Source organism: Campylobacter sp. GTC17093 (assembly GCF_055397635.1).
This window is the reverse complement of record NZ_AP038832.1, coordinates 1399156-1423414: the sequence shown is the minus strand read 5'-3', so window position 1 is coordinate 1423414 and position 24259 is coordinate 1399156. Positions and strand designations below refer to the sequence as shown.

Here is a 24259-nt window from a genome sequence, read left to right as displayed (position 1 = left end):
TCTAAATTTGATAAATGTTTTTAAAATCACTTTATAAAGCTATCATAAAAACTGCTAAAAAATACTATAAATATAAGCACAGGTATGATATATCTTATATAAAAGAACCAAATATTCACAACTCTTAGATTAAATTTTGTTCCGAGCAAAACCTCTTTTTTTGCTTCATCTTTTAAAACCCATCCAACAAAAATAGAACATAAAAGCGATGTTAGTATGAAAAATATAGTAGCGCTTATTGTATCAAATGCATCAAAAATATTTTTACCAAATATAACGATATTACTTAAGATATTTGTAGCCATTAGTGAAGGTAAATTTCCTAAAATGAAAATTCCACCCAAAACTAAAGCAATAGCACTATTTCTTGAAATTTTCGTTTTTTCGCAAATTACAGTTATCAAAACCTCATAAATAGGCAAAGATGTGGTAAGAGCAGCTATCATTAAAAGTGTAAAAAATGAAACTGCAAAAAAATTACTAAAAATCATATGAGAAAATACAATAGGCAAACTTTTAAAAACTAGACTTGGACCGCTATCAGGAGAAAGCCCAAAGCTAAAAAGCGATGGAAATATCATAAAACCTGCAATTACAGCTATAACTGTGTTTAGCATGCCTGTTGCCACTGAAGTTTTTATAAGGTCAACATCTTTTTTTAGATAGCTAGACATTGTTATCATTACGCCAAAACCAAGTGAAAGTGCAAAAAATACCTGTCCCAAAACATCCACGAAAAGTTTTAAGGTAATTTTAGAAAAATCAGGAGTTAGATAGTATTTTATACCTTCCATTGCGCCATCTAGCGTTATATTTCTTAAAACCATAATTATCATAAGCAAAAATAGAATTGGCATAAGAATTTTGGCTGCATTTTCTGTGCCCCTAACTGCACCAAATTTAAGTATAAAAAAGTTTATAAGCACAAAAATAGCCGTTGTTACTGTGATAGAAAAAGGATTGCTTATGATGTTTTTTTCATAAAAAGCTATTGTCATTTCTTTGCTTACAACGCCATTTGAAAGATTAAAATCTCCAAGCAGTATAGAGTAAATATACTCCAAAACCCATCCACCTATAACCATATAGTAAGCCATTATACCAAACGCACCAAGCAAGGACATATATCCAGCTATTTTCCAGTATTTTGACAATCTTTTTCCATTTGATTGTCCAGCAAATGAATCAAGGACATTTACATGTAATCTTCTTCCGATCGCATTTTCTACAAGTATCATAGGAATTCCTATTAAAATCATAGCCATGCAAAATATAAGCACATAAGCACCACCGCCATTTAATCCAACCAAATACGGAAAACGCCATGTGCATCCAAAACCAACAGTTGCGCCAGCAACTGCCAAAATATAAGTAAACTGAGAGCTCCAAGTTTGTCTATGTTTCATTTTATCGCTTCTATATAATATTAAGTTAATTTTAGAGGGTTAAATTTAACCCTCCATATAATTTTTAAGTTTTCTACCAACTTTTGGATGTTTTAGCTTTTTGATAGCTGAGCTTTCTATCTGTCTAACACGCTCTCTTGTTACATTTAATTCTTTACCTATCTCTTCAAGCGTTCTATCACTCTCATCTTCCATTAGTCCAAAACGCATTCTAATAACTGATCTTTCTCTATCATTTAATTGATCTAAAACTTCATCTATTTGTTCTTGTAAATCACCTTTTAAAATTTCTTCCATTGGAGAAAGTGAACCTCTATCTTCTACAAAATCACCAAATTTACCATCATCTTCATTTCCAATAGGAGCTTCTAGACTTATTGGCTCTTTTGTGATTTTGATTACTTGTTTTACTTTATCTACGCTTAACCCAACTTCTTTTGCTATAATTTGAACATCTGGCTCTTTTCCTGTTTCTTGAAGATATTTTCTGTTTATTTTATTTATGCGGTTTATTGTTTCTATCATATGTATAGGTATACGGATAGTTCTTGCTTGATCAGCTATAGCTCTTGAAATTGCTTGTCTTATCCACCATGTTGCATAAGTTGAAAATTTATAACCTTTTTTATACTCAAATTTATCAACAGCCTTCATAAGACCGATATTTCCCTCTTGTATAAGATCTAAAAACGGAAGTCCACGATTTGTATATCTTTTGGCTATACTTACAACAAGTCTTAAGTTTGACCTAGCCATTCTACCTTTTGCTTCATCAGATATGTTTTTACCACGTTTAATCTGCTCTAAAATTTCTTTAAGAAGCTTTGGATCAAGATTAAATCCTTGCTTGCTTGCTTCTTTTGTTAAAAATAGTTTTTTTATCTCAACATAAGTTGAAACCATAGTAGTTTCAGGAACTCTTGAAGCAATTTCCTCTTTTGAAAGCTTTATGATGTCTTTTAAAATAGCTTTGTGATTTTTCTTGAGCTCGGCACTAAACATAGGAAGCTTATATTCTAATCTTTTTAACTCCTTATCAAACTCATCATCGCTTTTTAGGGCTGTTTCCATTGATTTTACAATTTCAGTTATGAGTTTACTTGTTGGACCTAGATCCATAAGTTTTTCTTTTAGAATTTTCTTTTTAAAGCTAATTGATAGTTTTGATACCAAATCATCAGCCTCTTCAACTGTTTTTTCTTGCTTAGATATAATTTTTAACCAGTCTTTTTTTGCTTTTTCAAGCGCTTTAAAGCTTTCTGTTACTTTTAAAGCTCTTTTGTCAAATTTCTTAGGAAGTTCTTTTTTAGCCTCTTCTTCCTCTTCTCCATCAAACTCCTCTTCTTCCTCATCATCTATTATATCCTCATCATCTTCTCCGCCAATTTTATCATTGTCAAAACTTTTAAAAAGCTCTTTAACTCTTCTTTCCCTATTAATGAGAGGATCTTTATATTCTAATATAAAATCTATCAAAAATGGCACAGAACAAAATGCATCTATGATGATATCTTCACCTAGTTCTATTTTTTTGCTTATTTCTATCTCTTCGTCTTTACTAAGAAGTGAAATTTGACCCATTTCTCGAAGATACATCCTCACAGGACTATCCGACCTGCTCCATTCCAAAAGATCATTTTCGTTCGAAATATTAAATTCCTCTTCCAAGCTTTCATTTTGTATTTTTTGTCTTTCGGCTTCTGCTTTTTTGGCATCTTCTAAATTTTTCATTTTTGCAACTTGAGCTGCACTTATAAGTTTTACATTATATTCTTTACTTAAAGATTCTATCTTTTTTACAACACTAGCATTTGGCGCTTTATCAAAAAATCTGATTAATTTTTCAAATGTAATATACCCTTCTTTTTCGTTTTCCTTAAATAACTCTTGTACTTTCAAATAAAGCTCTTTTGTAGTGCTCATTTACATTCTCCTATAAGAAATAATAAAACTAAATATTATACATAAAACATAATAAATATTATATAAAACTTTGGTAATTCCATAAATAAAAGAACCATATTCTTAATTAAAAATAAATTTAATAATTTTAGATAAAATATTATTTTATAACAAAATTTTTATTTCAAAGGTTTTATCATGAGCAAAGAGATCAAAAAAGTAGTTTTAGCTTATTCTGGCGGACTTGATACTAGTATTATTTTAAAATGGCTTGGCGATAATTATGGATGCGAAGTTATTACCTTTACAGCAGATATAGGTCAAAAAGAAGATTTAGCGCCCGTTAAAAATAAAGCTGTAAAACTTGGCATAAAACCTGAAAATATTTTTATAGAAGATCTAAGGGAGGAATTTGCAAAAGAGTATGTGTTTCCTATGTTTAGAGCAAATACTGTTTATGAGGGTGAATATATGCTTGGGACTTCAATTGCAAGACCCCTTATAGCAAAAAAACTAATAGAAATTGCAAGCAAAACTGGCGCAGATGCTATAAGCCATGGTGCAACTGGAAAAGGAAATGATCAAGTTAGATTTGAACTTGGTGCTTACGCTTTAAATCCTGATATAAAAGTTATCGCTCCTTGGAGAGAATGGGATTTAAATAGTCGCGAAAAACTTCTTGCATATGCACAAAAAAACGATATTGATATAAGTAAAAAACTTGGCAAATCTCCATATTCAATGGATGCAAACCTACTTCACATTTCATATGAAGGATTAGTTTTAGAAGATCCAGCTGCAAAACCAGAAGATGATATGTGGAGATGGACAAATAGCCCAAAAGATGCACCAAATGAGAGTGAAACTATAACTATAGAGTATCAAAACGGCGATCCTATAGCAATAAATAGCAAAAAAATGAAAGCCCACGAAGTTTTAGAAACATTAAATGAACTTGGAGCAAAACATGGTATTGGCAGACTTGATTTAGTTGAAAACAGATATGTAGGCATGAAATCAAGAGGTTGCTATGAAACACCAGGGGGGACAATATTACTAAAAGCACATAGAGCTATAGAAAGTCTTACTCTTGATAGAGGTGCAGCACATTTAAAAGATGAAATCATGCCAAAATACGCAGAGCTTATCTATAATGGATACTGGTTTTCGCCTGAAAGACAAATGCTTCAAGCACTAATCGATGAGAGTCAAAAACATGTAAATGGGATTGTAAAAATAGAACTTTACAAAGGAAATGTTACTATTATAGGAAGAGAAAGCAAGAACGATAGCTTATTTAATACAGAATTTTCTACTTTTGAAGAAGATGTTGTATTTGATCAAAAAGATGCAAATGGCTTTATCAAACTAAACGCTTTAAGATTTATAATAGCAGGAAAAAACGGACGAAAAATTTAATAAAAAGGACAAATTTATGAAAGTTTTACTTATAAAAGATGTAAAATCTCTTGGAAAAGCAGGAGAAGTAAAAGAAGTAAAAGACGGATATGGAAATAATTTTTTGATAGGAAAAGGGTTTGCCAAAGCTGCAACTCCTGATGTTTTAAGAAAATACGAATCATATCAAAAGAAAAAAGCTGAAGAACTAAGATACGAAGTTGAAAGTGCAAATAAATTAAAAGAAGATCTTGAAAAAATTACAGTTAAAATTAAAAAGCCAATTGGAGAAAATGGCTCTTTATTTGGTTCTGTTACAAAAGACGAGATATCTAGCGCTCTTAATGAACAGTTTAAATACGACATCGATAAAAAAAGCTTTGATATAGCAGAGCATATAAAAAGCACTGGAATTTACGAAATAAAAGTAAAACTTGGTCACTCAGTTAGCGCAAATTTAAAAGTAAATGTGGAGGGAGAATAGGTGTTTGAAGCTACAACTATACTTGCTTACAAAGGCAAAAACTGCTCTGTTGTAGGTGGTGATGGACAGGTTACTTTTGGAAGTACGGTTTTAAAAAGCACAGCTACTAAAATCAGGCAAATAGGCAAAGATAAAAGCGTTCTTACTGGATTTGCAGGAAGTACAGCTGATGCATTTAATCTCTTTGATATGTTTGAAAAATGTTTAGACGCAGCAAAAGGAGATCTTGAAAAAGCTGTTATAAACTTTAGCAAAGAGTGGAGAAAAGATAAATATCTTAGAAAACTTGAAGCAATGATGCTTGTAGTTGATAGAAAACATATATTTTTACTAAGCGGAAATGGCGATGTTGTAGTGCCTGACGATGATAAATTAGCAGCTATTGGAAGCGGTGGAAATTACGCACTGTCAGCAGCACGTGCACTAGATAAATTTGCAAATTTAGACGAAGAGGATTTAGTAAAAGAAAGCCTTAAAATAGCTAGTGAAATTTGTATATATACAAATGATAACATTAAAACTTTTAAAATCAAGGATAACGAGCAATGACTTATACACCAAAGCAAACTGTCGAGTTTTTAGACCAATATATAATTGGACAAAAAAACGCAAAAAAAACTATAGCAGTTGCCCTTAGAAACAGATATAGAAGAATGCAGCTACCAACAGAACTTCAAGATGATATTATCCCAAAAAACATTTTGATGATAGGATCAACTGGCGTTGGAAAGACAGAAATAGCAAGAAGACTTTCAAAAATGTTAGCACTCCCTTTTGTAAAAGTAGAAGCTAGCAAATATACAGAAGTTGGTTTTGTTGGTAGAGATGTTGAGTCTATGGTAAGGGATCTTGCAGCAGCTGCTGTAAATTTAGTAAAACATGAACATATCGAAAAAAATACAGATAAAATAGATCAATACATAGAAAATAAAATCATAGAAAAGCTTCTTCCACCACTTCCCAAAGGTGCTAGCGAAGAAAAACAAGCTGATTATAAAATAAGCTATGAAAAAATGCTTGAAAAGTTTAAAAATAACAAACTCGATGATTTAAGCATAGAGATAGAAGTAAACGAAAATACTGTTCAATCAGATGCTTCTTTGCCTCCAGAAATGGCATCCATCCAAGAAAACTTCATAAAAGTTATAGGCATAAGCAGCAAAAAAGTTAAAAAAGATATGAAAGTAAAAGATGCTAAAATAGCCCTTAAAAACGAAGCAAGCGATAAGATACTCGATATGGAAAGCATCAAAACAGAAGCTATAAAAAGAGCTGCAAATGAAGGCATTATCTTTATAGATGAGATAGATAAAGTTGCTGTTTCAAGCTCAAACTCAAACCGCCAAGATCCAAGCAAAGAAGGCGTTCAAAGAGACCTTCTTCCTATCGTTGAAGGTTCAAGCGTAAGCACTAAATTTGGGATTTTAAACACGGATCACATACTTTTTATAGCAGCAGGAGCGTTTCATATAAGTAAACCAAGTGATTTAATACCAGAACTTCAAGGTAGATTTCCACTTAGAGTCGAACTTGATAGTTTAAATGAAGATGCGCTTTATGATATATTAACAAAACCAAAAAACTCACTTTTAAAGCAATACACATCCATGATGAACATAGAAGGAGTTGAGCTTAAATTTGAAGATGATGCCATAAAAGCTATAGCAAAGATTACTGCTGATGCAAATGCCAAGATAGAAGATATAGGCGCAAGAAGACTTCATACTGTTATAGAAAAAGTTCTAGAAGATATAAGCTTTGAAGCTGATGAGCACAAAGGTGAAACTATAAATATAACAAAAGATTTGGTAGAAGAAAAACTTGGGGATATCTCAGAAAATGAGGATTTAGCAAGGTATATACTTTGAAAAGTGGATTTGTAAGTTTAGTTGGCAGGACAAACTCTGGTAAAAGCAGCCTGCTTAATTATCTTTTAGACGAAAAAATTGCCATGGTTTCTCATAAAGTAAATGCAACAAGACGCAAAATAAGTGGCATTGTGATGCATGAAGATAATCAAATTATATTTACAGATACTCCTGGGCTTCATGAAAGTAATAAAACCCTAAATTCATTCATGATAGATGAAGCCAAGAAAATGATAGGCGATTGTGATTTAGTATTATTTCTTGCTTGTATTCATGACTCAACTGAAAACTATGAGAAATTTTTATCGCTTGAGCGCAAAAATCCGCACATCTTGCTTCTAACAAAGACAGATGAATCAAGCGAAAAAAAGGTGCTCCAAAAAATAACCGAGTATCAAAAGTTTCAAAACGAGTTTTTATCACTCATACCTACAAATACCAAAAAACAAATTTTTAAAAAGGTTATTTTAAGCGAGATATGTAAATTTTTGCCAGTTCACGAATATTACTATGATCCAGAAATGATAAGCACAAATAATCAAAAAGATATCATAAGAGATCTTGTCTTAGAGGCAATTTATCAAAATGTAAGCGATGAAGTGCCCTATGGAAGCGATGTCAAGATAGATAAAATGATAGAAAAAGATGATATTGCTGAAATTTATGCAACCATTTACACAGATACAAAAAGCCATAAATCTATCCTCATAGGTAAAAATGGCGAAACATCTAAGCGTATAGGTATAACATCTAGAAAGCTTATATCAAATTTTTTACAAAAAAAAGTTTTTATAAATTTAAATATACACATAATAAAAAACTGGACAAAAGATATAGATCTTATTAAAAATTTGAATTCCTAAGTTACTATTAAGTTGCTATTATATCAAAAATTAAAATTATTTAGATATAATAAACAAAAAATAAATAATCATAAAAGTTTGGATAATGTTAAAAACACAAAAAACAGCTAATGATATCATAACTATAGATATAACAGAAGTTAGTGCATTTAGTTTTAAAGATAGCATAGCAACATCTCACAACATAGCTTTGGCATCCAAAAAAGATGATTTTTATATATCTTATTTGCCTTACAATGAGGCAAAAGTAAGTACTATTGTAGAGATACCAAGCTCAACTCCAGAAGAGGAAATAGCAAATACAATTACCATTAGAACTTATGAAGAACAAAGCCTAGATCCAAACGAAGAGTATAAAATCTCATATATTGAAATTTTAAATACAACAAATTCAGATGTTAGAATTTTTAATGTTTTTGTTATAGAGAATTCAAAGCTAAATACTTTATTTCGCAAATTTTTAGATAAAAAGAAATATATTGATTATATAGGCTATGCGCCGCTTTTATTTAGATCTTTATATACAAGAAATATTTTACAAAGCGATGGCTGTGATTGCTTTATAATAATGATGAAAAATGAAGCATTTCTAACTATATATAGCGGTGGAGAATACATAAATTCTAGATCTTTTAGATACTCTTTAAGATATTTAAGTGAAAAATTTGCTGAGCTAAGCGCAACTAGATTAAACGAAGAATCATTTTTTGAATCACTTGTTTCAGATGGACTAAACAATACTGATGAAAATTTACATCAAGTTTTTGAAGATATGGTGTATTATATATCAGATCTTACAAAAAACATATCAAGACTACAAAATATAAATATTAACAATATATATGTATCTACGCATATAGGTAATATAACTGGATTTAATGAACTAATAGAAAAAATAACAGAAATAAAAACAAATGATCTTAGCTTTGATATAGCCATAAATTCAAAAACATTAAAAATAAATATTTTTCATACTTTAATGTTTTTAACAGCTCAAGATTATCTAGACAATAAAGACGATGAGTTTAACTTCTCTACATTTTTAAGACCTCCTCCTCTTTTACAAAGACAATCTGGCAAATTTATACTAACCATAATACTAGCTGTTTTAATATCAGCTGGAATTCCTATTTATAACTACATAAGCGCATTTGTCTTAAATGCACAAACAAAAAATATGAATGAAGAGCTTGCTATAAAAGATGCAAAAAAGAGACAAATAGAAGCTCAGTTAGCAAATATTGCTAAAGAAAAAATTGAAGTAGATAAAGTTATCAAAATAGAAAATGAAAAACTTGATTTTAGAAAAAAATTACTTGCCGAGCTATACAATAAAAAACAAAATTATCCTATGAAAAGTATTGTATTACACAATTTATCTATGCTAATCAACAAATATGATACAAAAGTATATGAGATAAGTAACACCGATGATAATCTAACTGTTACTGTAAGAAGTAGCACAGATACAAAACTTACAGAACTGATTAAAGAAATTAGCAAAACAACTTCTTATTCTGTCTCCACAAAACAAATAGTATTGGATGAAAATGACACAAAAGCTTATGAAAGCAATGTTACTATAAGGATAAACAAGTGAATAAAACATCCTATATAGACAAAATAGATAATTATTTTTCTCTTAAAACAAAAAATGAAACCACTATAATATTTTTAGGCACATTTTGTATAATTGCATTTATTTTTTATACACTTTTTTTTGATTCATCCATCTTAGCCATAGACAATGCTAAAACAAATTATAATACAACAAAAACAAAGCTAATGACAACAGAAGATTATCTAAAAAATGCCACCAGAGAAAATGATGATATTTTTTTAATAAACCAAAAAATAGCCGAAATAAATACATTAAAAGAAAATCTAAAAAACTTACAAGAAGCCAATAAATACTTTGATGATAAGTTAACAGAACTATCTTATTTGCTTTTTAATGAACAAAATTGGGCTATATTTTTAAACAAAATTACTACTTTAGCAGACCTAAATAAAATAAAAATAAAAGAGATAAAAAACGAATTTAAGGTTCTTACACCACAAAAAATAGAACAAGTTTTAAATATCAGTATAGATTTAGAGGGAAATTTTGATAATATTTTAGAGTTTATTAATTCTATAGAAGAATCAAAACTTATAGTAGACATACATAAAATGAATATAGTCGCCATACAAAATACACTTAGTGGCAAAATAGATATTTCAGTATGGGGAGTAAAGTATTGATGAAAAAAATTACTAAAATTTTTATGCTTTTAACATTTGGTTCTTATTGCTTGTTTGCAAAAGGAAATGAACAAATGACTGAGATGATAAAACACTATGAAGAACTTTTTAACTCATTGGATAAATCTAGAAAAGGTCTAACAAACGAGCAATTAAACACATCTGTTGATCCTTTTATAAGCATAAAAAATAATCCAATTATCCAAAACAATGAGAAAACTCCCATTAGCATAGAACCACAACCAGAGTATGCTCTGTATGCAATTTTAAATAATACCGCAAAGATAAACAATGGATGGTATAAAGTTGGAGATCAAGTAAAAGACTATAAACTGAGCACTATTTCAAAAAATAGTGTAAAACTTACTAGAAACAACGAAACTTTAATTTTAAATTTAACACAAGGAAACGAGAATGTCGTTATTTCATATTAATAAAAAACAGATATCGATACTACTAACTTACATTTTATTTATGTCTCAATCACTTTATGGTGCGAATTGCGATAACAGGCTTTTTAATCTAAAAGTAAGCCAAAAAGTAACATTAAATGAAATACTAAATCAATTGTCAGATATGTGTGAATTTAGTATCATTGCAAAAGATGAAAATGCTACGATTTTACTAAATAGCGATGTATCTGGCGTAAATATAAAAAATTTAAAATTAAGCCAAATTTTTGATCTTTTGTTATCAGAAAAAAATATAAATTATAATTTTGATAAAAATATATTAAGAATATCATCTCTTGATACAAAAACCTTTAAAATAGACTATATAACATCTGTAAGAGAAGGAATTGCGGTTATAAAAGCTTCGGTTGACTCAGCTCCTGTTGAAGTTGGACAAGAAAAAAACAATAACAATAGCGGTGGAAACAAATTAGAAAATTTAGATAACTCAATAAAAACAAGTGAAAAATTTGATTTTTGGACAAATTTACAAGTTGAGTTATTATCGGTTTTAAATAATGGAGCAGAGACTATAAAAGCACCAATTCCAATTATAAATCAAAATGCAGGACTTATTACTGTAACTGGTACAAAATCTCAACTAGATAGAATAGAAGAGTATATTAGAGTTATGCAACAAAGACTTAAAAAACAGGTTATGCTTGATGTTAGTATAATATCAGTTGAATTAGAAAACGAATATAAAAAAGGTGTTGATTGGAGTAAATTTCAAATAGGATTTAACTCATTTTTAGGAAACGACCCAACAAAGCCAAGTGGATATACTTGGGGAAATAGAAACGAAAGACCAGCTATAACTAAAGCTCCAAAATATGAAAATGGTATTTTAACTGAGCCTGGCACTTGGGCATGGGATACATTTCCTGGGTTAAAGTCAAGCCAGTCACAAGGTATATGGAGAATAGGCGCAAATGTAAATTTCAGTCTTGATGGTGTTTTAAATTTCTTAGAAACCAAAGGTAAAACAAAAGTAGTATCTAGCCCAAAAGTTATGACGCTTAATAATCAACAAGCCTTAATCACAGTTGGAGATAATATAAATTACCGCGTTCAAGAAGAATCCACAAACGACAATACAATTGGCGGAAGAACGAATTTCACTTGGAAACAATACTCTGTATTTATAGGAATTTTACTAAATATACTTCCTGAAATTAGCGATGACAACAAAATAATGCTTAGGATAAATCCATCTTTAAGCAACTTTAAATATGACCAGGATAATTCATATCAGGGAAATGTAGACCCTAGAGTTATAGCCCCAGATACTCTACAAAAGAAACTCTCAACCGTTGTTCAAGTAAATGATGGTGATACTGTTATCATAGGTGGTCTTATAGGAGAAACAAAAGGCAAAAACAATACCAAAGTTCCATTCTTAGGAGATTTACCGTATATTGGAACTTTATTTAGTAGCACAAGAGACAAAGTAAGCACAACTGAACTTATATTTCTTGTTACGCCAAGACTAATAGAAACTACAAGCACTCCAATTCAAGAAGCTGCTAGAGAATTAGGTTTTTCAAAGTCTTTAACAAATCAGCAATAAAATAAAGCTATAATTCTTTTATTGCCTCATTTTTAAGGAGATTTTATGAAAGAAAGTTATCAGATATTTATAAATCAACTTTTAAAAGATGAAAAAATATCCGAGTCGCAATATGAAGAAATTCTAATAAAGATAGAAAATAATGATAATTTAGAACATATAATAAAAGAATATATAAGCAAAGATGACTTTATAAATACGATTGTTGAACTATATAGAAGACAAAGAATAGATATAAATAGCATTGGCAATGATTTTGCCCAAGATATAAAAGAGTTTTTAAATATAGTTTCTAATAGATTCAAATTTACATTTTATAATCTTGATAGTATCGATATAGATTACAGAATAGCAGAAAAAATCAATCTACTTCAACTCAAAAAACTTGGCGCCATGCCAATAAAAGAAGATGAAATAAATGTATATGTTGCATTTAAAAATCCTTTTGATCTAAACTCACAAGATAAAATTCAACATCTTTTCAATAGAAAACTTCTTAAAATAGTTGTTGCAGATCCAGCACAAATAGAAAAATATCTCACCAAAGCAGAATTAAACGAAAATATAAAAGGAATCATAAACGAGATAAGAAAAGAAATATCAAGTTCTACAAGCGATGATAGCACTAATTCAAGCGGAATTCTTCGCTTAATTGAAATTATACTAAAAACATCAATAACATCAAGGGCAAGCGATATACATATAGAGCCAACAGAAACAAACTGTATAGTTAGAAGTCGTATAGATGGAATGCTTACAGAGCTTTTTATTTTTGATAAAGACATATATCCACCAATGGTTTCTCGCATGAAACTACTTTCAAATATGGATATAGCAGAACGAAGAAAACCTCAAGATGGTAGATTTTCGGCTCAAATTTTAGACAAAGAGTATGATTTCCGTATATCAACCTTACCTGTTTTAAACGGCGAAAGCATAGTTCTAAGAATACTTGATAAATCAAAAGTTATAATTAGTCTTGATAATCTTGGGATGCACCAAGAAAATTTGGAAAAATTTAATAGCTCCATGAAATCTCCGTATGGAATTATATTAGTTACTGGTCCAACTGGTAGCGGTAAAACAACCACTTTATATGCAGCACTAAATGACTTAAAAAACATAACAACTAAAATTATTACAGTTGAAGACCCAGTAGAGTATCAGTTAAACATGATACAGCAAGTTCATGTAAATGAAAAAGTTGGTCTAACTTTCGCATCAGCCTTAAGGTCTATCTTAAGGCAAGATCCAGATATAATAATGATAGGAGAGATTAGAGACCAAGAAACACTTAGAATTGCTATACAATCAGCTCTTACTGGACACTTAGTATTTTCAACACTTCACACAAATGATGCCATTTCTGCAATTCCTAGAATGATAGATATGGGTATAGAACCTTATCTTATAAGTGGTTCTATCATTGCAATAGAAGCCCAAAGGCTTGTTAGGAAGCTTTGTCCACACTGCAAACAACCTATAACTTTATCAGATAAAACTTTACAAAGTATAGAAAAATACCTACCACAAAATTATCAATTTTACAAAAACGTAGGTTGTGAATACTGCTCACAAACCGGATATCTTAGTAGGGAAATGATAAGCGAAATTTTACCAATAAGTGATAAAATTTCAAGCCTAATAGCCTCAAATTCATCTAAAGATGATATAAAAGATATAGCTTATAAAGAAGGTTTTATTGATATGTTTCATGATGGAATAATAAGAGCAGCCAAAGGAATAACAACATATGAAGAAATTTTAAGGGTTGCTAAAACATGAAAATTTATGAGATAGAATACATAAATAATAACAAAAAGCACAAAATGAAACTAAGTGCCCAAAATAGAGCACAAGCTATGAGCATGGCTAAAAAAAGCGGAACTATTACAAAAATTGGTGAAGTAAAATCTGCATCATTATCAGTACAATTTGAAGAAAACAAAGATAAACTTTTAAGGCTAATTAGCGGCTCAAAAATAAAAATGCCAAACTTAATATCTTCTATTAGGCAACTTTCCGTTATGATAAATGCCGGCATTCCAATAACTGATTCTATTAAAGAGATAGTAGCTTCTAGTGAAGATAAAAAGTTAAAAGAAATTTTTAAATCTGTAAATGAAATGCTAGATAATGGACAAAATTTTGCAGAATCCATGGAAAAATACAAAAATGAAGTTGGAGATATAGTTGTCGCAATGATTAAATTAGGCGAAAGCACTGGTAAATTAGCAGAATCTTTAAACAAGCTTGCAAATATTTTAGAAGATGTTTGGAAAAACAAACAAAATGTTAAAAAGGCAATGCGTTATCCAACTATAGTCATAATCGCAATAACTGGAGCATTTATATTTTTAATGCTAGCAATAGTTCCAAAATTTAAAGAGATATTTGATGAACTTGGAGCAAAACTTCCACTCCCAACTATAATACTTTTAAAAATAGAATATTTTCTAAGCAACTATGGCATTTTCATGCTTGGTGGAATTATTGGAAGTATATTATTTATAAAATATCAATATGAAAAAAATGATAAATTTAAAGCCGCTTTTGATACATTTGTAGTAAATAAAGTTTATCTAATAAAAAAAATAATGTTTTACTCTAGTATGTATAGATTCAATCTAATTTTTGGAGAACTTATAAATGCTGGTATTCCCATTTCAAAAGCACTAAGTACAGCTACAATGACAATACCAAATTTTTACATAAACAAAAAACTCTCTTCTGTTGAAACTTCAATTCAAAATGGAAAAAACTTCACTCAAAGTATCAAAGAAACAGAACTTTATGAAAGTATGCTAGTTCAAATGATAAAAGCCGGAGAACTTGGAGGAAATTTAGAAGGAATGATGGAAAAAGTAACAGCTTACTATAAAACTAAATTTGATGACATTATAGACAATATCTCAAGCTATATTGAACCAATACTAATAGTAGCAATTGCTGCTATGGTTGTTTTGCTTGCACTTGGAATTTTCATGCCTATGTGGGATCTAGGCTCAGCGGTTAAAGCTTGAAAATGTTTAATGGACTTATAAGAGAAATTGGAGAAGTTATAAGCTTTAACGGCGATATATTAGATATAAAGTCAAATTTAAAACCAAATTTAGGCGATAGCATAGCAGTAAATGGTGCTTGCCTTAGCGTTGTAAAAACGCATGGAAATGATTTTAGCGTCGAAATTAGTACTCAAAGCAAACAAATTCTTGCCTTACAAAACTATAAAAACAAAGTACATTTAGAACCAGCTATGAGACTTGGAGATAAAATTGATGGGCATTTAATACAAGGACATATTGATGGTATTGGAAAAATATATAAAATCAATAAACACTCAAATGGTACAGATTTTTACATAAAAGCGCCAAATGAGCTTATGAAATTTATTTCTGCCCAAGGAAGTATAGCCATAGATGGAGTTAGTCTAACAATAGCAGAGGTGCTAAAAGATGCTTTTAGGGTCTGTTTGATACCAATTAGCATTAAAGATACGCTTTTTGGTAAATTTGACATAGGAAGAGAAGTAAACATAGAAACTGATATGTTTGCAAGATATATTTATAGAATAATTTCATCAAAAACTACACAAACATGGGATGATATAGATAAGATAATGAGTATTTATTAATGAGTATAATATATGGTTTTAGCAATATACATGGTGGCGTTTCGAAAGAGAACTACAATAGCTTAAATTTAGGGCTTCATGTAAATGATGATAAAAATTTAGTTTTAAAAAATAGAGAAATTTTTGCTAATAGTCTTGGTTTTAATGATGCAAATTTAATATTTATGAATCAAATCCACTCAGATGATATTTGCATTATAGATAAACTACCTTACAAAACCCAAAGTTGCGATGCAATTATTACAAATTTAGAAAATTTAGTTTTATGTGTAATGGTTGCTGATTGCATGCCAATACTTATGTTTGATAAAACTAAAAAAGTTATATCAGCAATACATGCTGGAAGAGCTGGTATATGCAAAAGAATTGTAAGCAAAGTGGCTAAAAAAATGAGTTCATCTTTTGAATGCAAAATAGAAAATTTAGAACTTCAAGCAGGACCACATATACAAGGAAAGTGTTATGAAGTTGGAAATTTAGATCTTGGTAAAGAGATAAATGAGTTTAAAAAAGATGGATATTTTTATATGAAAGACGCACTTTTAAAAGAAATTAAAAATATTGGAATAAAGCATTACAACATAAGCAATACATGTACACATTGCGATAAAGACTATTTTTCATATAGAAGAGATAAAATAACTGGAAGATTTTGTGGATATATTTTTATAAAAAGCTAACCCCGTAAAACGGGGAAAAGAAAAAACTATTTGTCTTTTAAGCCTAGCTCTTCAATAAGTTTTATATAAGCGCCGTAATCTTTATTTTTAAAGTATTTCATTAAGCGTTTTCTTTGTCCTACCATTTTTAAAAGACCAAGACGAGAACTGAAATCTTTTTTGTAAATTTTAAGGTGTTCTGTTAAATCACTAATTCTTTTAGTAAGTAGAGCAATTTGAACTTCTGGTGAACCTGTATCACCACTTTTTCTAGCAAATTTTGCAACTATTTCTGCTTTTATAGCCGAATCCAAAGCCATTTTAGACCTCCTGATTGGTAAATTTAAATTTTAATTATATCTAAAAAAGTTAAATTTAGACTGAAACAATTAAAATATACTACACTTTAATATAATTTATAGTAAAAAAAAGATAAAATATATATTGAGATTTAAAGGAGAGTCATGCTTTTTACAAAGGCTAGTGAGTATGCGCTTTTATCATTGATTTTACTTGCAAAATCAAATGAGGCAAAAGATGTGGAAAATATATCAAAACAACTAAATATATCAAAAAGTTTTTTAGCAAAAATTTTACAAAGTCTTGCAAAAAATGGTATTTTAGCATCAACGCGTGGCGTAAATGGTGGATTTTTACTAGCAAAAAAACCAGACGAAATTACTATAGCAAACATTATAGAATACGCAGAAAAACGTCCTACGAATGTATTTGAATGTTCTGGAAATATAGAAAATTGTTCAAGTCAAATTGGAGAAATTTGCACTATTTGGCCAATTTTTAACAAGCTTCAAATATTAGTGGATGATTTTTTAACTAAAATAACTTTAAAAGATATCATGCAAAAGTAGATAAACTTGGCAAAATCAAAGAACAATATAATAACTCTTGTTGCTCCATTTTTGGAGCCTATTGTAAAGATGAAGAGTCTTTCTATAGTTGCTCTTATTATCTCCATCATTGCAATCATTATAGTCCCTCTTCCTAGTTTCATACTTGATTTTTTCTTGGCACTTTCTATATCATTATCTGTTTTAATAATACTAATATCAATTTACATACCAAAACCAACCGATCTTACAACATTCCCAACGTTAATCTTACTTATCACTCTTTTTAGACTTTCGCTAAATATTGCTACAACCAGAATGATATTAAGTGAAGGGCATAAAGGACCTGATGCTGTAAGTGAGATCATTTCGAGTTTTGGACAATTTGTTGTAGGCGGAAACTATGTTATAGGAGTTATAGTTTTTACCATACTTGTACTTATAAATTTTATGGTCGTAACAAAAGGTTCAACTCGTGTTAGTGAAGTACAAGCAAGATTTACGCTAGATGCAATGCCTGGAAAACAAATGGCAATCGATGCCGATCTTAACGCAGGGCTAATAGATGAACAAACTGCGCGTAAAAGGAGGCAAGAGATTATAGGTGAAGCCAACTTTTATGGTGCAATGGATGGTTCTAGTAAATTTATAAAAGGTGATGCAGTTGCTGGTATTATAATAACTATAGTCAATATAGTTGGTGGATTTATGATAGGCTCATTCCAGCATGGTTTAAGTATGGCTGATGCAGCCTCAACTTATACAATTTTAACAATTGGAGATGGTTTAGTAAGTCAAATTCCTGGACTTATAACATCAACAGCTACTGCTATAATTATAACAAGAGCAAGCAAAGATGATGATAACTTCGCAGAAGGTGTTTTAAATCAACTCCTTGGCGAATACAGAACTATGTTTATAGTTGGATTTATCCTTGTAATATTTGCCCTAGTTCCAGGTCTTCCTACATTTTCTTTAGGTTTTATTGGATGTATTTTCCTAGGAATGGGTTATCTAATGAGACAATCTCAAGTAGGAGGATCTATTTTACTAACTCCTAAGAAAAAAGAAGAAATGAAACAAAAAGCTGAAAGCGAAGAAGCAGTAGCTAAAAAACCTCCTAAAAAAAGTGAAGAAGAAATAGCAAGAGAAGAAGAAAAACGCATAAATGATATATTAAAACTTGAAATTTTAGAACTTGATTTAGGCTATGGACTGCTTAAATTGGCAGATAGTGATCTCATAGAAAGAATTCGATCAATGAGACGAAATATAGCAAATGATCTTGGATTTTTAATGCCAAAAATCCGTATAAGGGACAATTTACAGCTTCCTCCAAATGTCTATAACTTTAAACTAAAAGGCATAGTTATAGGAAGTAGTGAAGTTTATCCAGATAAATTTATGGCTATGAGTGATGGAATGGTAAGTGATGAAATTGATGGTATTCCAGCAAAAGAACCAGCCTTTGGCTATGATGCTCTTTGGATAGATGCTAGCACAAAAGAAGATGCTATGGTAAAAGGCTATATCCCTATAGAACCAGCAGCAGTTATATCAACTCATATGAGCGAACTTGTAAGACAAAACGCATCTGAGCTTTTAACAAGACAAGAGACTCAAAACATACTCGATAAACTAAAAGAAGACTATCCAGTTCTAGTTGAAGATACTCTAAGAGTTGCAAGCGTTGGACTTATTCAAAAAATACTAAAATCTCTTCTAAAAGATAATATACCTATAAAAGATATGCTAAGTATCCTTGAATCAATTGGCGATATAGCAGAATACACTAAAAATCTTGATATGCTAGTAGAATATGTAAGAAAAGCACTTTCTAGGGTTATAACATCTATGTATAGTGATCAAAATGGACAGCTAAATTTTTATATACTAGACTCAGCAGATCAACAAAAACTCGTTGATTTAGTCCAACTCAAAGATGGAAGTTATCATCTTATGGTAAACGTGGCACAAACTAGTGCAATTGTAACTGCATTAAGAGATCAAAGAGAAAAAAGACCGCTTAGTGAAGTTGGACCTATGGTTCTTTGCGTTGAGTCATCTATACGCAAATTTATCTCTGATATATGCTTACAGTTTGGCATAGATATAGTTGTGCTAAGTTTTGCCGAGATTGCTCCAAATACGCCTTTTGAAACCATAGGCGTAATAAACATAGAAAACTTATAAGGATATAAATGAAATTTTTCCATCTTTCCCACACTGATTTAGACGGATATTCGGCTCAGTTTGTGACAAAAGCTTATTTTGACAATATAATATTTTTTAACTCAAATTATGGAAAAGAAATAGAGGAAAAATTTGCTAAAATTGTAAGCTTACTTGATGATGAAGAAGCTATTATTCTAATAACTGATTTAAACTTGACAATTAAACAGTGTGAAGATTTTGAAAATACCATAAGAGACAAAAAGACAAAGTTGCTTTTATTAGATCATCATCAAAGCGGAGTAGAATGTGCTCAAAAGTTTAGCTGGTATTATCTTGATAATTCAAGATGTGCAACACTTATAACTTATGATTTTTTTGCCTCAATTTACGGACAAAAAGATGACTTATGTGAATTTTGTAAGATGGTAAATGCTGTTGATATTTGGCTAAAAGATGATAAATATTTTGAGTTTGGAAAAGTTTGTTTAAATCTTATAGCAAATTCAAAAGAAATAAACAAAGTTATGTTTAGCGAAAAATCAAATGAATATGTGTACTTTTTACTTCGAAAAGCAAATGAATTTATGTGGTCAAATGTTGCTCATATAAATTTGGATGACAATATACATAAAATAAAAAAAGAGTACTTTTTTGGTGGATTCAACGATACTCTTAGCAATATGATATCATGTTTTATAGTAAACAATCTATCAAGCAATAAAGAAAAATTTAGTATAAATTACAAAGAATATAAAGGAATTTTAACACACAATATCGGAAACACTTCTGTGATAGGAAACGAGTTTTTAGAGCGAAACCCTGAGTTTGATTTCTTTATGGATGTTAGTTCTAAAAAAACCATAAGTCTAAGAGCAAATAACAAACTAGATGTAAGTTTAATGGCAGCAGATCTATTTAACGGTGGTGGGCATAAAAATGCAAGTGGAGGACTATTTGCAAGTTTTAAAGATAGTTTTGATTATGAAAATATAAAAAACCAAATCAAAGATCATATATTAAAAAAGACAATTCAAAATAAGGAAGAACAATGAAAGGGCAAAGTACAGAAATTTCTCAAGATGAGCTAATGTATGAAATTAATATTTTATTAGAAGGACTTTTATACTATGCTGGTGTAAAAAAAGACAAACTCCAAGAAGCGGTTAAAATATATGTTGATAACATAGATGATATATTAGAAGATAGTGATTCTGAAGGAGTTGATGAGATTATAGAAGTAATAGAGTTTTTAAAATCCAACCACAAAGAGCTTTTCAAATAAATTTTCAGACAAATACTAAATTTACAAAAACGGCGAGAGTGTAAAATTTAAAAAATTTATATCTTGTCGTTATTGCAGGTAAGTTCTATTTTATACCCAAAACCTTGCACATTTTTTATGAAATTTTTATCCGTATTTTTGCGAATTTCTATAATTAAAGCGCTAATTCTAACATCATTACGATATCGTTTTTATAAATAGTGTTTAAAATTTGCTCTAGAGATAAATTTTGCCTATTCTTAGGATGCCCTATTTAAGATTCTAAACAGTTTAAAATCCTAAATGTGAGCTCTGAGATTTTAAAATTTTTAACAATTATATTCTCTCGATGACTATTACAATAAAGTTATTTTAAGTAGTTATATCTATTTTAGAATCCACTAAAAATTATGTGGGGTGGGTGTCAAACCCCCATATTCACGCAATAAATTTTCGCCAGTACTCTAAAGAGCAGCATTTAGCAAAAAAAATATTCGCTTCATAGATTATTTATATCCTTGTAAATTTCTGCTTCTTGCTTATAAGGATACAACATCCATGCCGTATTGGTGAAGCTCTTTTTGATCTTACCAATTAGAGCTTCATTGTGTTCTAAAAGAAAAGCTTTTATTTTATAAATCTTTTTTCAACCCTTCAACCAGTCTATTTTTAGTAGCATTTGCTTCTTTTTCATAAATCTCATACTGAGGTTTGAAATAATTAAGCATATTATTTAGCCCATGGTGACCGGTTTCAATATGACAACTTGCACAGCTTATAGTATCGCCGCTATCTTTTAGCTTAACATAATGCTCGTGCATTCTTTTGCCTGTATCACTGAGTTTAGGTAAAGTTTGATAGTTTTCGTGACATTTTATACATCCATCATCAAAAACAAATTTCTCTCTTCGCTCTACTCTATTTTTATGCCAATCAATAGCATCCACATTGCCAAAGAAGTGAATTTTGCCTTCTACGATCCCATTTTTAGCCTTTGTATAAATGTAGTTAAAAATATTATCGTGCGGCATGTGACAATCCACACACTGCGCCTTAAAACCAACTTCTCCTACGCCACCATGAACATCATTTCTATACGATATAATCATAGGCGTCATCTCATGACAAACTATGCAAAATTTATCGTCACTCGTTCTAGTAAGCCCTTCATAAGCGAGCCAACAACCAATAACTCCGATTAATGCCCCTATACATAAAATTCCAAATATTTTCTTTTTCATGGCGTAGGCCTCATCCATTTTTTTACTTCGTTTTCGTGGCATTCGCTACACATATTTGTTGATTTTTTATGCTCCATATGACACTCATCGCAGTATAAATTTGGGCCGTCATGAACGGAATTATGCGGATTTGCCTTTAGCATATCCATATATCCTGTTCTGCTTGCCATATACTCTTTACTTTTATGACAGGACAAACAGCCTTTGTCGCCTATTGATTTAAATTTGCTTGGGTCGTCGCCTTGATTTACATGGCAATCTGTGCAATCAAATTTAAGCTTTTGGTGATGCGGTTTTATAGTATGCTTTTCCCTTAGCTCCTGACTTATAGTAATGATATTTGTTGCATTATTATCGGCAGCTAGCATCGGAAAAATAAAAAATAAACAAAGTAAAAAAATTTTAAAAATTTTAAATTTCATCTTTTTCCTTTGTAAAGTAGCTCAAAATTTGAGCTACAAATTTAGATATTTTCGCCGGCAATCATTCCAAATGTTAAACAATCAGCTATTGCGACACTTCCAAGTCTACTAGCTCCATGAACTCCACCAGTTACTTCTCCAGCAGCGTAGAGACCAGGAATTGGCTTACCATTTACACAACTAAGAACTTGGGCTTTAGTATTTGTCCTTATGCCGCCCATCGTATGATGAAGTTTTGGAGTTCCACGCATTGCATAAAATGGAGCTTTAGAGATTGTAACACCCTCTGTAGATTTCATAGGCTTATCAAAATCTAAATCTTTTTCACTCTTAACATAACCATTATATGTTTCTATAGTCTTTTTAAACTCATCAATAGGCATTTTATAAAATTTAGCAAGTTCATCAAGCGTATCAAATTTCTTTAAAACGCTAGCTTCTAATGGTTTTGCGTATTGTGCTTCAATTGGTATTTTACTAACACCAACGCTATCGCATAAATTTATAGGATAGTTCTCATCTTCGCCAATTACTTTAAACATAGCATCTGCTCTTGTTTTTCTATCTGCAAGTTCGTTCATATATCTTTTACCGGTTTTAGGATTAACAGAAATTCCATATCTAAATGAACCATTAACATTAAACATAGAACCTACACCAAAGCCTTTTTCATCTGGGCAAGCCCAAGGTCCGTATTGAATCCAGCTAAGTTGAACAGGGGTGGCACCAATTCTGAACGCTTCAATCATAGCTCCTGCTGTTGCTCCAGGGTGATTCGTAGAGTCTGTTTTTTCTGTTATAATTGGATCTTGTGCATGTCTAAAATATGTATCACGACAAAAACCGCCACTCGCTAAAATGACGCCTTTTTTAGCTTTGATAAATTTTCTATCTCCAGTTTTGTTTTCCCAATCATCTTGCAAACTGTTTGTATCAAATTTATAATTTTCTCTAACACTAACGCCAATAACTTTACCACTTTCGTCTAATATAAAATTATCAAACTTAACTCTTGTGCGAATTTCTGCATCTTGTAGCTTTTTGAAATACTCAACCATCGGTAAAACTATACCAGCTCCACTTCCATTTGCTGTTTGAAATGATCTTGGGACACTATGACCACCCGCATGAGTCATTTTATCAACATATTTTGCACCACATTTTAAGGTAAGTTGATACGCATCTTTTGCGCGACTTGCTATAGTATCTACCATCTCTGTATAATTTAATCCACGACCAGCTTTTAAGCAATCTTTTATAAAGAGTTCGTTTGAATCTTTTATGCCCTCTTTACCCTGCTCTTCATTATTAGGAACGGCAAAAATACCACCATTTATAACAGAGTTTCCACCAATTCTTCCCATTTTTTCCAAAATAAGAACGCTAAGCCCTCTGTTTGCCGCACTTATGCCACCAGAAATACCAGCAAATCCACTTCCTATAATAATAACATCTTTTTCTTCATCCCATTTAATATCTTTAGCCATAGGAACTTCTGTAGCCATAGCATTGTTTGTAGCTAAAACAGCTACGCCAACACTCAAAGCGCCCATTTTAAGCGCATCTCTTCTTGACATACTATTTGCCATTTTGTCTCCTTTGTGCGAAATAGATTAAACAATATTATTTTAACACAAACTAGTAAAATAACGATCTAAATTAATAAATTTACAATATTTTGATAATACTTTATATTTAGTTGTGTAGTTTTGTTATATAAAGTGCGAGAGTAAAAATTTTAAATAGATATAAATTTAGTTTAATACATTAAATTTATAAGATACTTTCAACCAAGTTCATCTATGTCTTTAGTTAGGCTATTATTTCTAATC

23 protein-coding genes are annotated in these 24259 nt (G+C 30.5%); 17 read left to right on the top strand and 6 right to left on the bottom strand.

Features of this window, described 5'->3' with window-relative positions:
* Positions 1-26: 26 nt before the first annotated feature.
* Positions 27-1406: a sodium-dependent transporter gene (locus ACZ5VL_RS07405; protein ID WP_464198387.1), complete on the bottom strand. Its 1380-nt coding sequence runs from the start codon at positions 1404-1406 to the stop codon at positions 27-29.
* Between the two features lie 45 nt (positions 1407-1451).
* Positions 1452-3329, bottom strand: coding sequence for an RNA polymerase sigma factor RpoD (gene rpoD, locus ACZ5VL_RS07400; protein ID WP_464198386.1), 1878 nt, complete (start codon positions 3327-3329; stop codon positions 1452-1454).
* 177 nt (positions 3330-3506) lie between these two features.
* Here rpoD and ACZ5VL_RS07395 point away from each other — a divergent pair, with 177 nt between their 5' ends.
* The 13 genes from ACZ5VL_RS07395 to pgeF all read left to right on the top strand — a co-directional run bounded on the left by ACZ5VL_RS07395 (position 3507) and on the right by pgeF (position 16501).
* A complete protein-coding gene (locus ACZ5VL_RS07395; RefSeq protein WP_464198384.1) occupies positions 3507-4727 on the top strand; it encodes an argininosuccinate synthase in 1221 nt (406 codons plus the stop codon).
* Positions 4728-4743: 16 nt separating this feature from the next.
* Entirely contained in the window at positions 4744-5190 is a 447-nt protein-coding gene (gene rplI / locus ACZ5VL_RS07390; protein ID WP_464198383.1) for a 50S ribosomal protein L9, read from the top strand.
* Positions 5191-5739 (top strand): ATP-dependent protease subunit HslV, encoded by a 549-nt coding sequence (gene hslV, locus ACZ5VL_RS07385; RefSeq protein ID WP_464198381.1) that lies wholly within the window; start codon positions 5191-5193, stop codon positions 5737-5739.
* A complete protein-coding gene (hslU, locus tag ACZ5VL_RS07380; protein WP_464198379.1) occupies positions 5736-7058 on the top strand; it encodes an HslU--HslV peptidase ATPase subunit in 1323 nt (440 codons plus the stop codon). The genes hslV and hslU overlap by 4 nt, the downstream gene beginning before the upstream one ends.
* Positions 7055-7921 carry a GTPase Era gene (era, locus tag ACZ5VL_RS07375; RefSeq protein ID WP_464198377.1) on the top strand — a complete coding sequence of 289 codons (867 nt, stop codon included), beginning with the start codon at positions 7055-7057 and terminating at the stop codon, positions 7919-7921. Before hslU ends, era begins: the two co-directional genes overlap by 4 nt.
* 85 nt (positions 7922-8006) lie before the next feature.
* Positions 8007-9521 carry a hypothetical protein gene (locus ACZ5VL_RS07370; RefSeq protein WP_464198375.1) on the top strand — a complete coding sequence of 505 codons (1515 nt, stop codon included), beginning with the start codon at positions 8007-8009 and terminating at the stop codon, positions 9519-9521.
* Positions 9518-10165 (top strand): type 4a pilus biogenesis protein PilO, encoded by a 648-nt coding sequence (pilO, locus tag ACZ5VL_RS07365; RefSeq protein ID WP_464198373.1) that lies wholly within the window; start codon positions 9518-9520, stop codon positions 10163-10165. Before ACZ5VL_RS07370 ends, pilO begins: the two co-directional genes overlap by 4 nt.
* A complete protein-coding gene (locus ACZ5VL_RS07360; protein ID WP_464198371.1) occupies positions 10165-10599 on the top strand; it encodes a hypothetical protein in 435 nt (144 codons plus the stop codon). The genes pilO and ACZ5VL_RS07360 overlap by 1 nt, the downstream gene beginning before the upstream one ends.
* On the top strand, positions 10580-12187 hold the full coding sequence (mshL, locus tag ACZ5VL_RS07355) for a pilus (MSHA type) biogenesis protein MshL (protein ID WP_464198369.1): 1608 nt from the start codon (positions 10580-10582) through the stop codon (positions 12185-12187). Before ACZ5VL_RS07360 ends, mshL begins: the two co-directional genes overlap by 20 nt.
* 45 nt (positions 12188-12232) lie before the next feature.
* Positions 12233-13972 carry a GspE/PulE family protein gene (locus ACZ5VL_RS07350; protein WP_464198367.1) on the top strand — a complete coding sequence of 580 codons (1740 nt, stop codon included), beginning with the start codon at positions 12233-12235 and terminating at the stop codon, positions 13970-13972.
* Positions 13969-15210 (top strand): type II secretion system F family protein, encoded by a 1242-nt coding sequence (locus tag ACZ5VL_RS07345; protein ID WP_464198365.1) that lies wholly within the window; start codon positions 13969-13971, stop codon positions 15208-15210. Before ACZ5VL_RS07350 ends, ACZ5VL_RS07345 begins: the two co-directional genes overlap by 4 nt.
* A 2-nt stretch (positions 15211-15212) precedes the next feature.
* A complete protein-coding gene (ribE, locus tag ACZ5VL_RS07340; protein WP_464198363.1) occupies positions 15213-15821 on the top strand; it encodes a riboflavin synthase in 609 nt (202 codons plus the stop codon).
* Complete coding sequence (gene pgeF, locus ACZ5VL_RS07335; protein WP_464198361.1) at positions 15821-16501, top strand: peptidoglycan editing factor PgeF; 681 nt, start codon at positions 15821-15823, stop codon at positions 16499-16501. The genes ribE and pgeF overlap by 1 nt, the downstream gene beginning before the upstream one ends.
* 26 nt (positions 16502-16527) lie before the next feature.
* Here pgeF and rpsO read toward each other — a convergent pair whose 3' ends face one another.
* Positions 16528-16800 carry a 30S ribosomal protein S15 gene (rpsO, locus tag ACZ5VL_RS07330; RefSeq protein WP_464198359.1) on the bottom strand — a complete coding sequence of 91 codons (273 nt, stop codon included), beginning with the start codon at positions 16798-16800 and terminating at the stop codon, positions 16528-16530.
* A 144-nt stretch (positions 16801-16944) separates the two neighbouring features.
* On the opposite strand from rpsO, the gene ACZ5VL_RS07325 reads away from it, so the two are divergent.
* From ACZ5VL_RS07325 to ACZ5VL_RS07310, 4 genes are all read left to right on the top strand, one after another.
* Positions 16945-17349, top strand: coding sequence for an RrF2 family transcriptional regulator (locus ACZ5VL_RS07325; protein WP_464198357.1), 405 nt, complete (start codon positions 16945-16947; stop codon positions 17347-17349).
* Between the two features lie 69 nt (positions 17350-17418).
* The gene (gene flhA, locus ACZ5VL_RS07320) at positions 17419-19521 is read left to right on the top strand and encodes a flagellar biosynthesis protein FlhA (protein ID WP_464200301.1); all 2103 of its coding nucleotides are present in this window, start codon (positions 17419-17421) and stop codon (positions 19519-19521) included.
* A gap of 8 nt (positions 19522-19529) precedes the next feature.
* Positions 19530-20555 carry a DHH family phosphoesterase gene (locus ACZ5VL_RS07315; RefSeq protein ID WP_464198355.1) on the top strand — a complete coding sequence of 342 codons (1026 nt, stop codon included), beginning with the start codon at positions 19530-19532 and terminating at the stop codon, positions 20553-20555.
* Positions 20552-20785, top strand: a complete 234-nt coding sequence (locus ACZ5VL_RS07310; RefSeq protein WP_464198353.1) for a hypothetical protein — start codon at positions 20552-20554, stop codon at positions 20783-20785. Before ACZ5VL_RS07315 ends, ACZ5VL_RS07310 begins: the two co-directional genes overlap by 4 nt.
* A 611-nt stretch (positions 20786-21396) precedes the next feature.
* On the opposite strand, the gene ACZ5VL_RS07305 is transcribed toward ACZ5VL_RS07310, so the two are convergent.
* Genes ACZ5VL_RS07305 through ACZ5VL_RS07295 form a run of 3 tightly spaced genes read right to left on the bottom strand, consistent with a single transcriptional unit; the run spans position 21397 to position 24016 of the window.
* Positions 21397-22005: a cytochrome c3 family protein gene (locus ACZ5VL_RS07305; RefSeq protein WP_464198351.1), complete on the bottom strand. Its 609-nt coding sequence runs from the start codon at positions 22003-22005 to the stop codon at positions 21397-21399.
* The gene (locus tag ACZ5VL_RS07300) at positions 22002-22427 is read right to left on the bottom strand and encodes a cytochrome c3 family protein (RefSeq protein ID WP_464198350.1); all 426 of its coding nucleotides are present in this window, start codon (positions 22425-22427) and stop codon (positions 22002-22004) included. Before ACZ5VL_RS07300 ends, ACZ5VL_RS07305 begins: the two co-directional genes overlap by 4 nt.
* Positions 22428-22468: 41 nt before the next feature.
* Complete coding sequence (locus ACZ5VL_RS07295) at positions 22469-24016, bottom strand: flavocytochrome c (protein ID WP_464198349.1); 1548 nt, start codon at positions 24014-24016, stop codon at positions 22469-22471.
* Between the last annotated feature and the right edge of the window lie 243 nt (positions 24017-24259).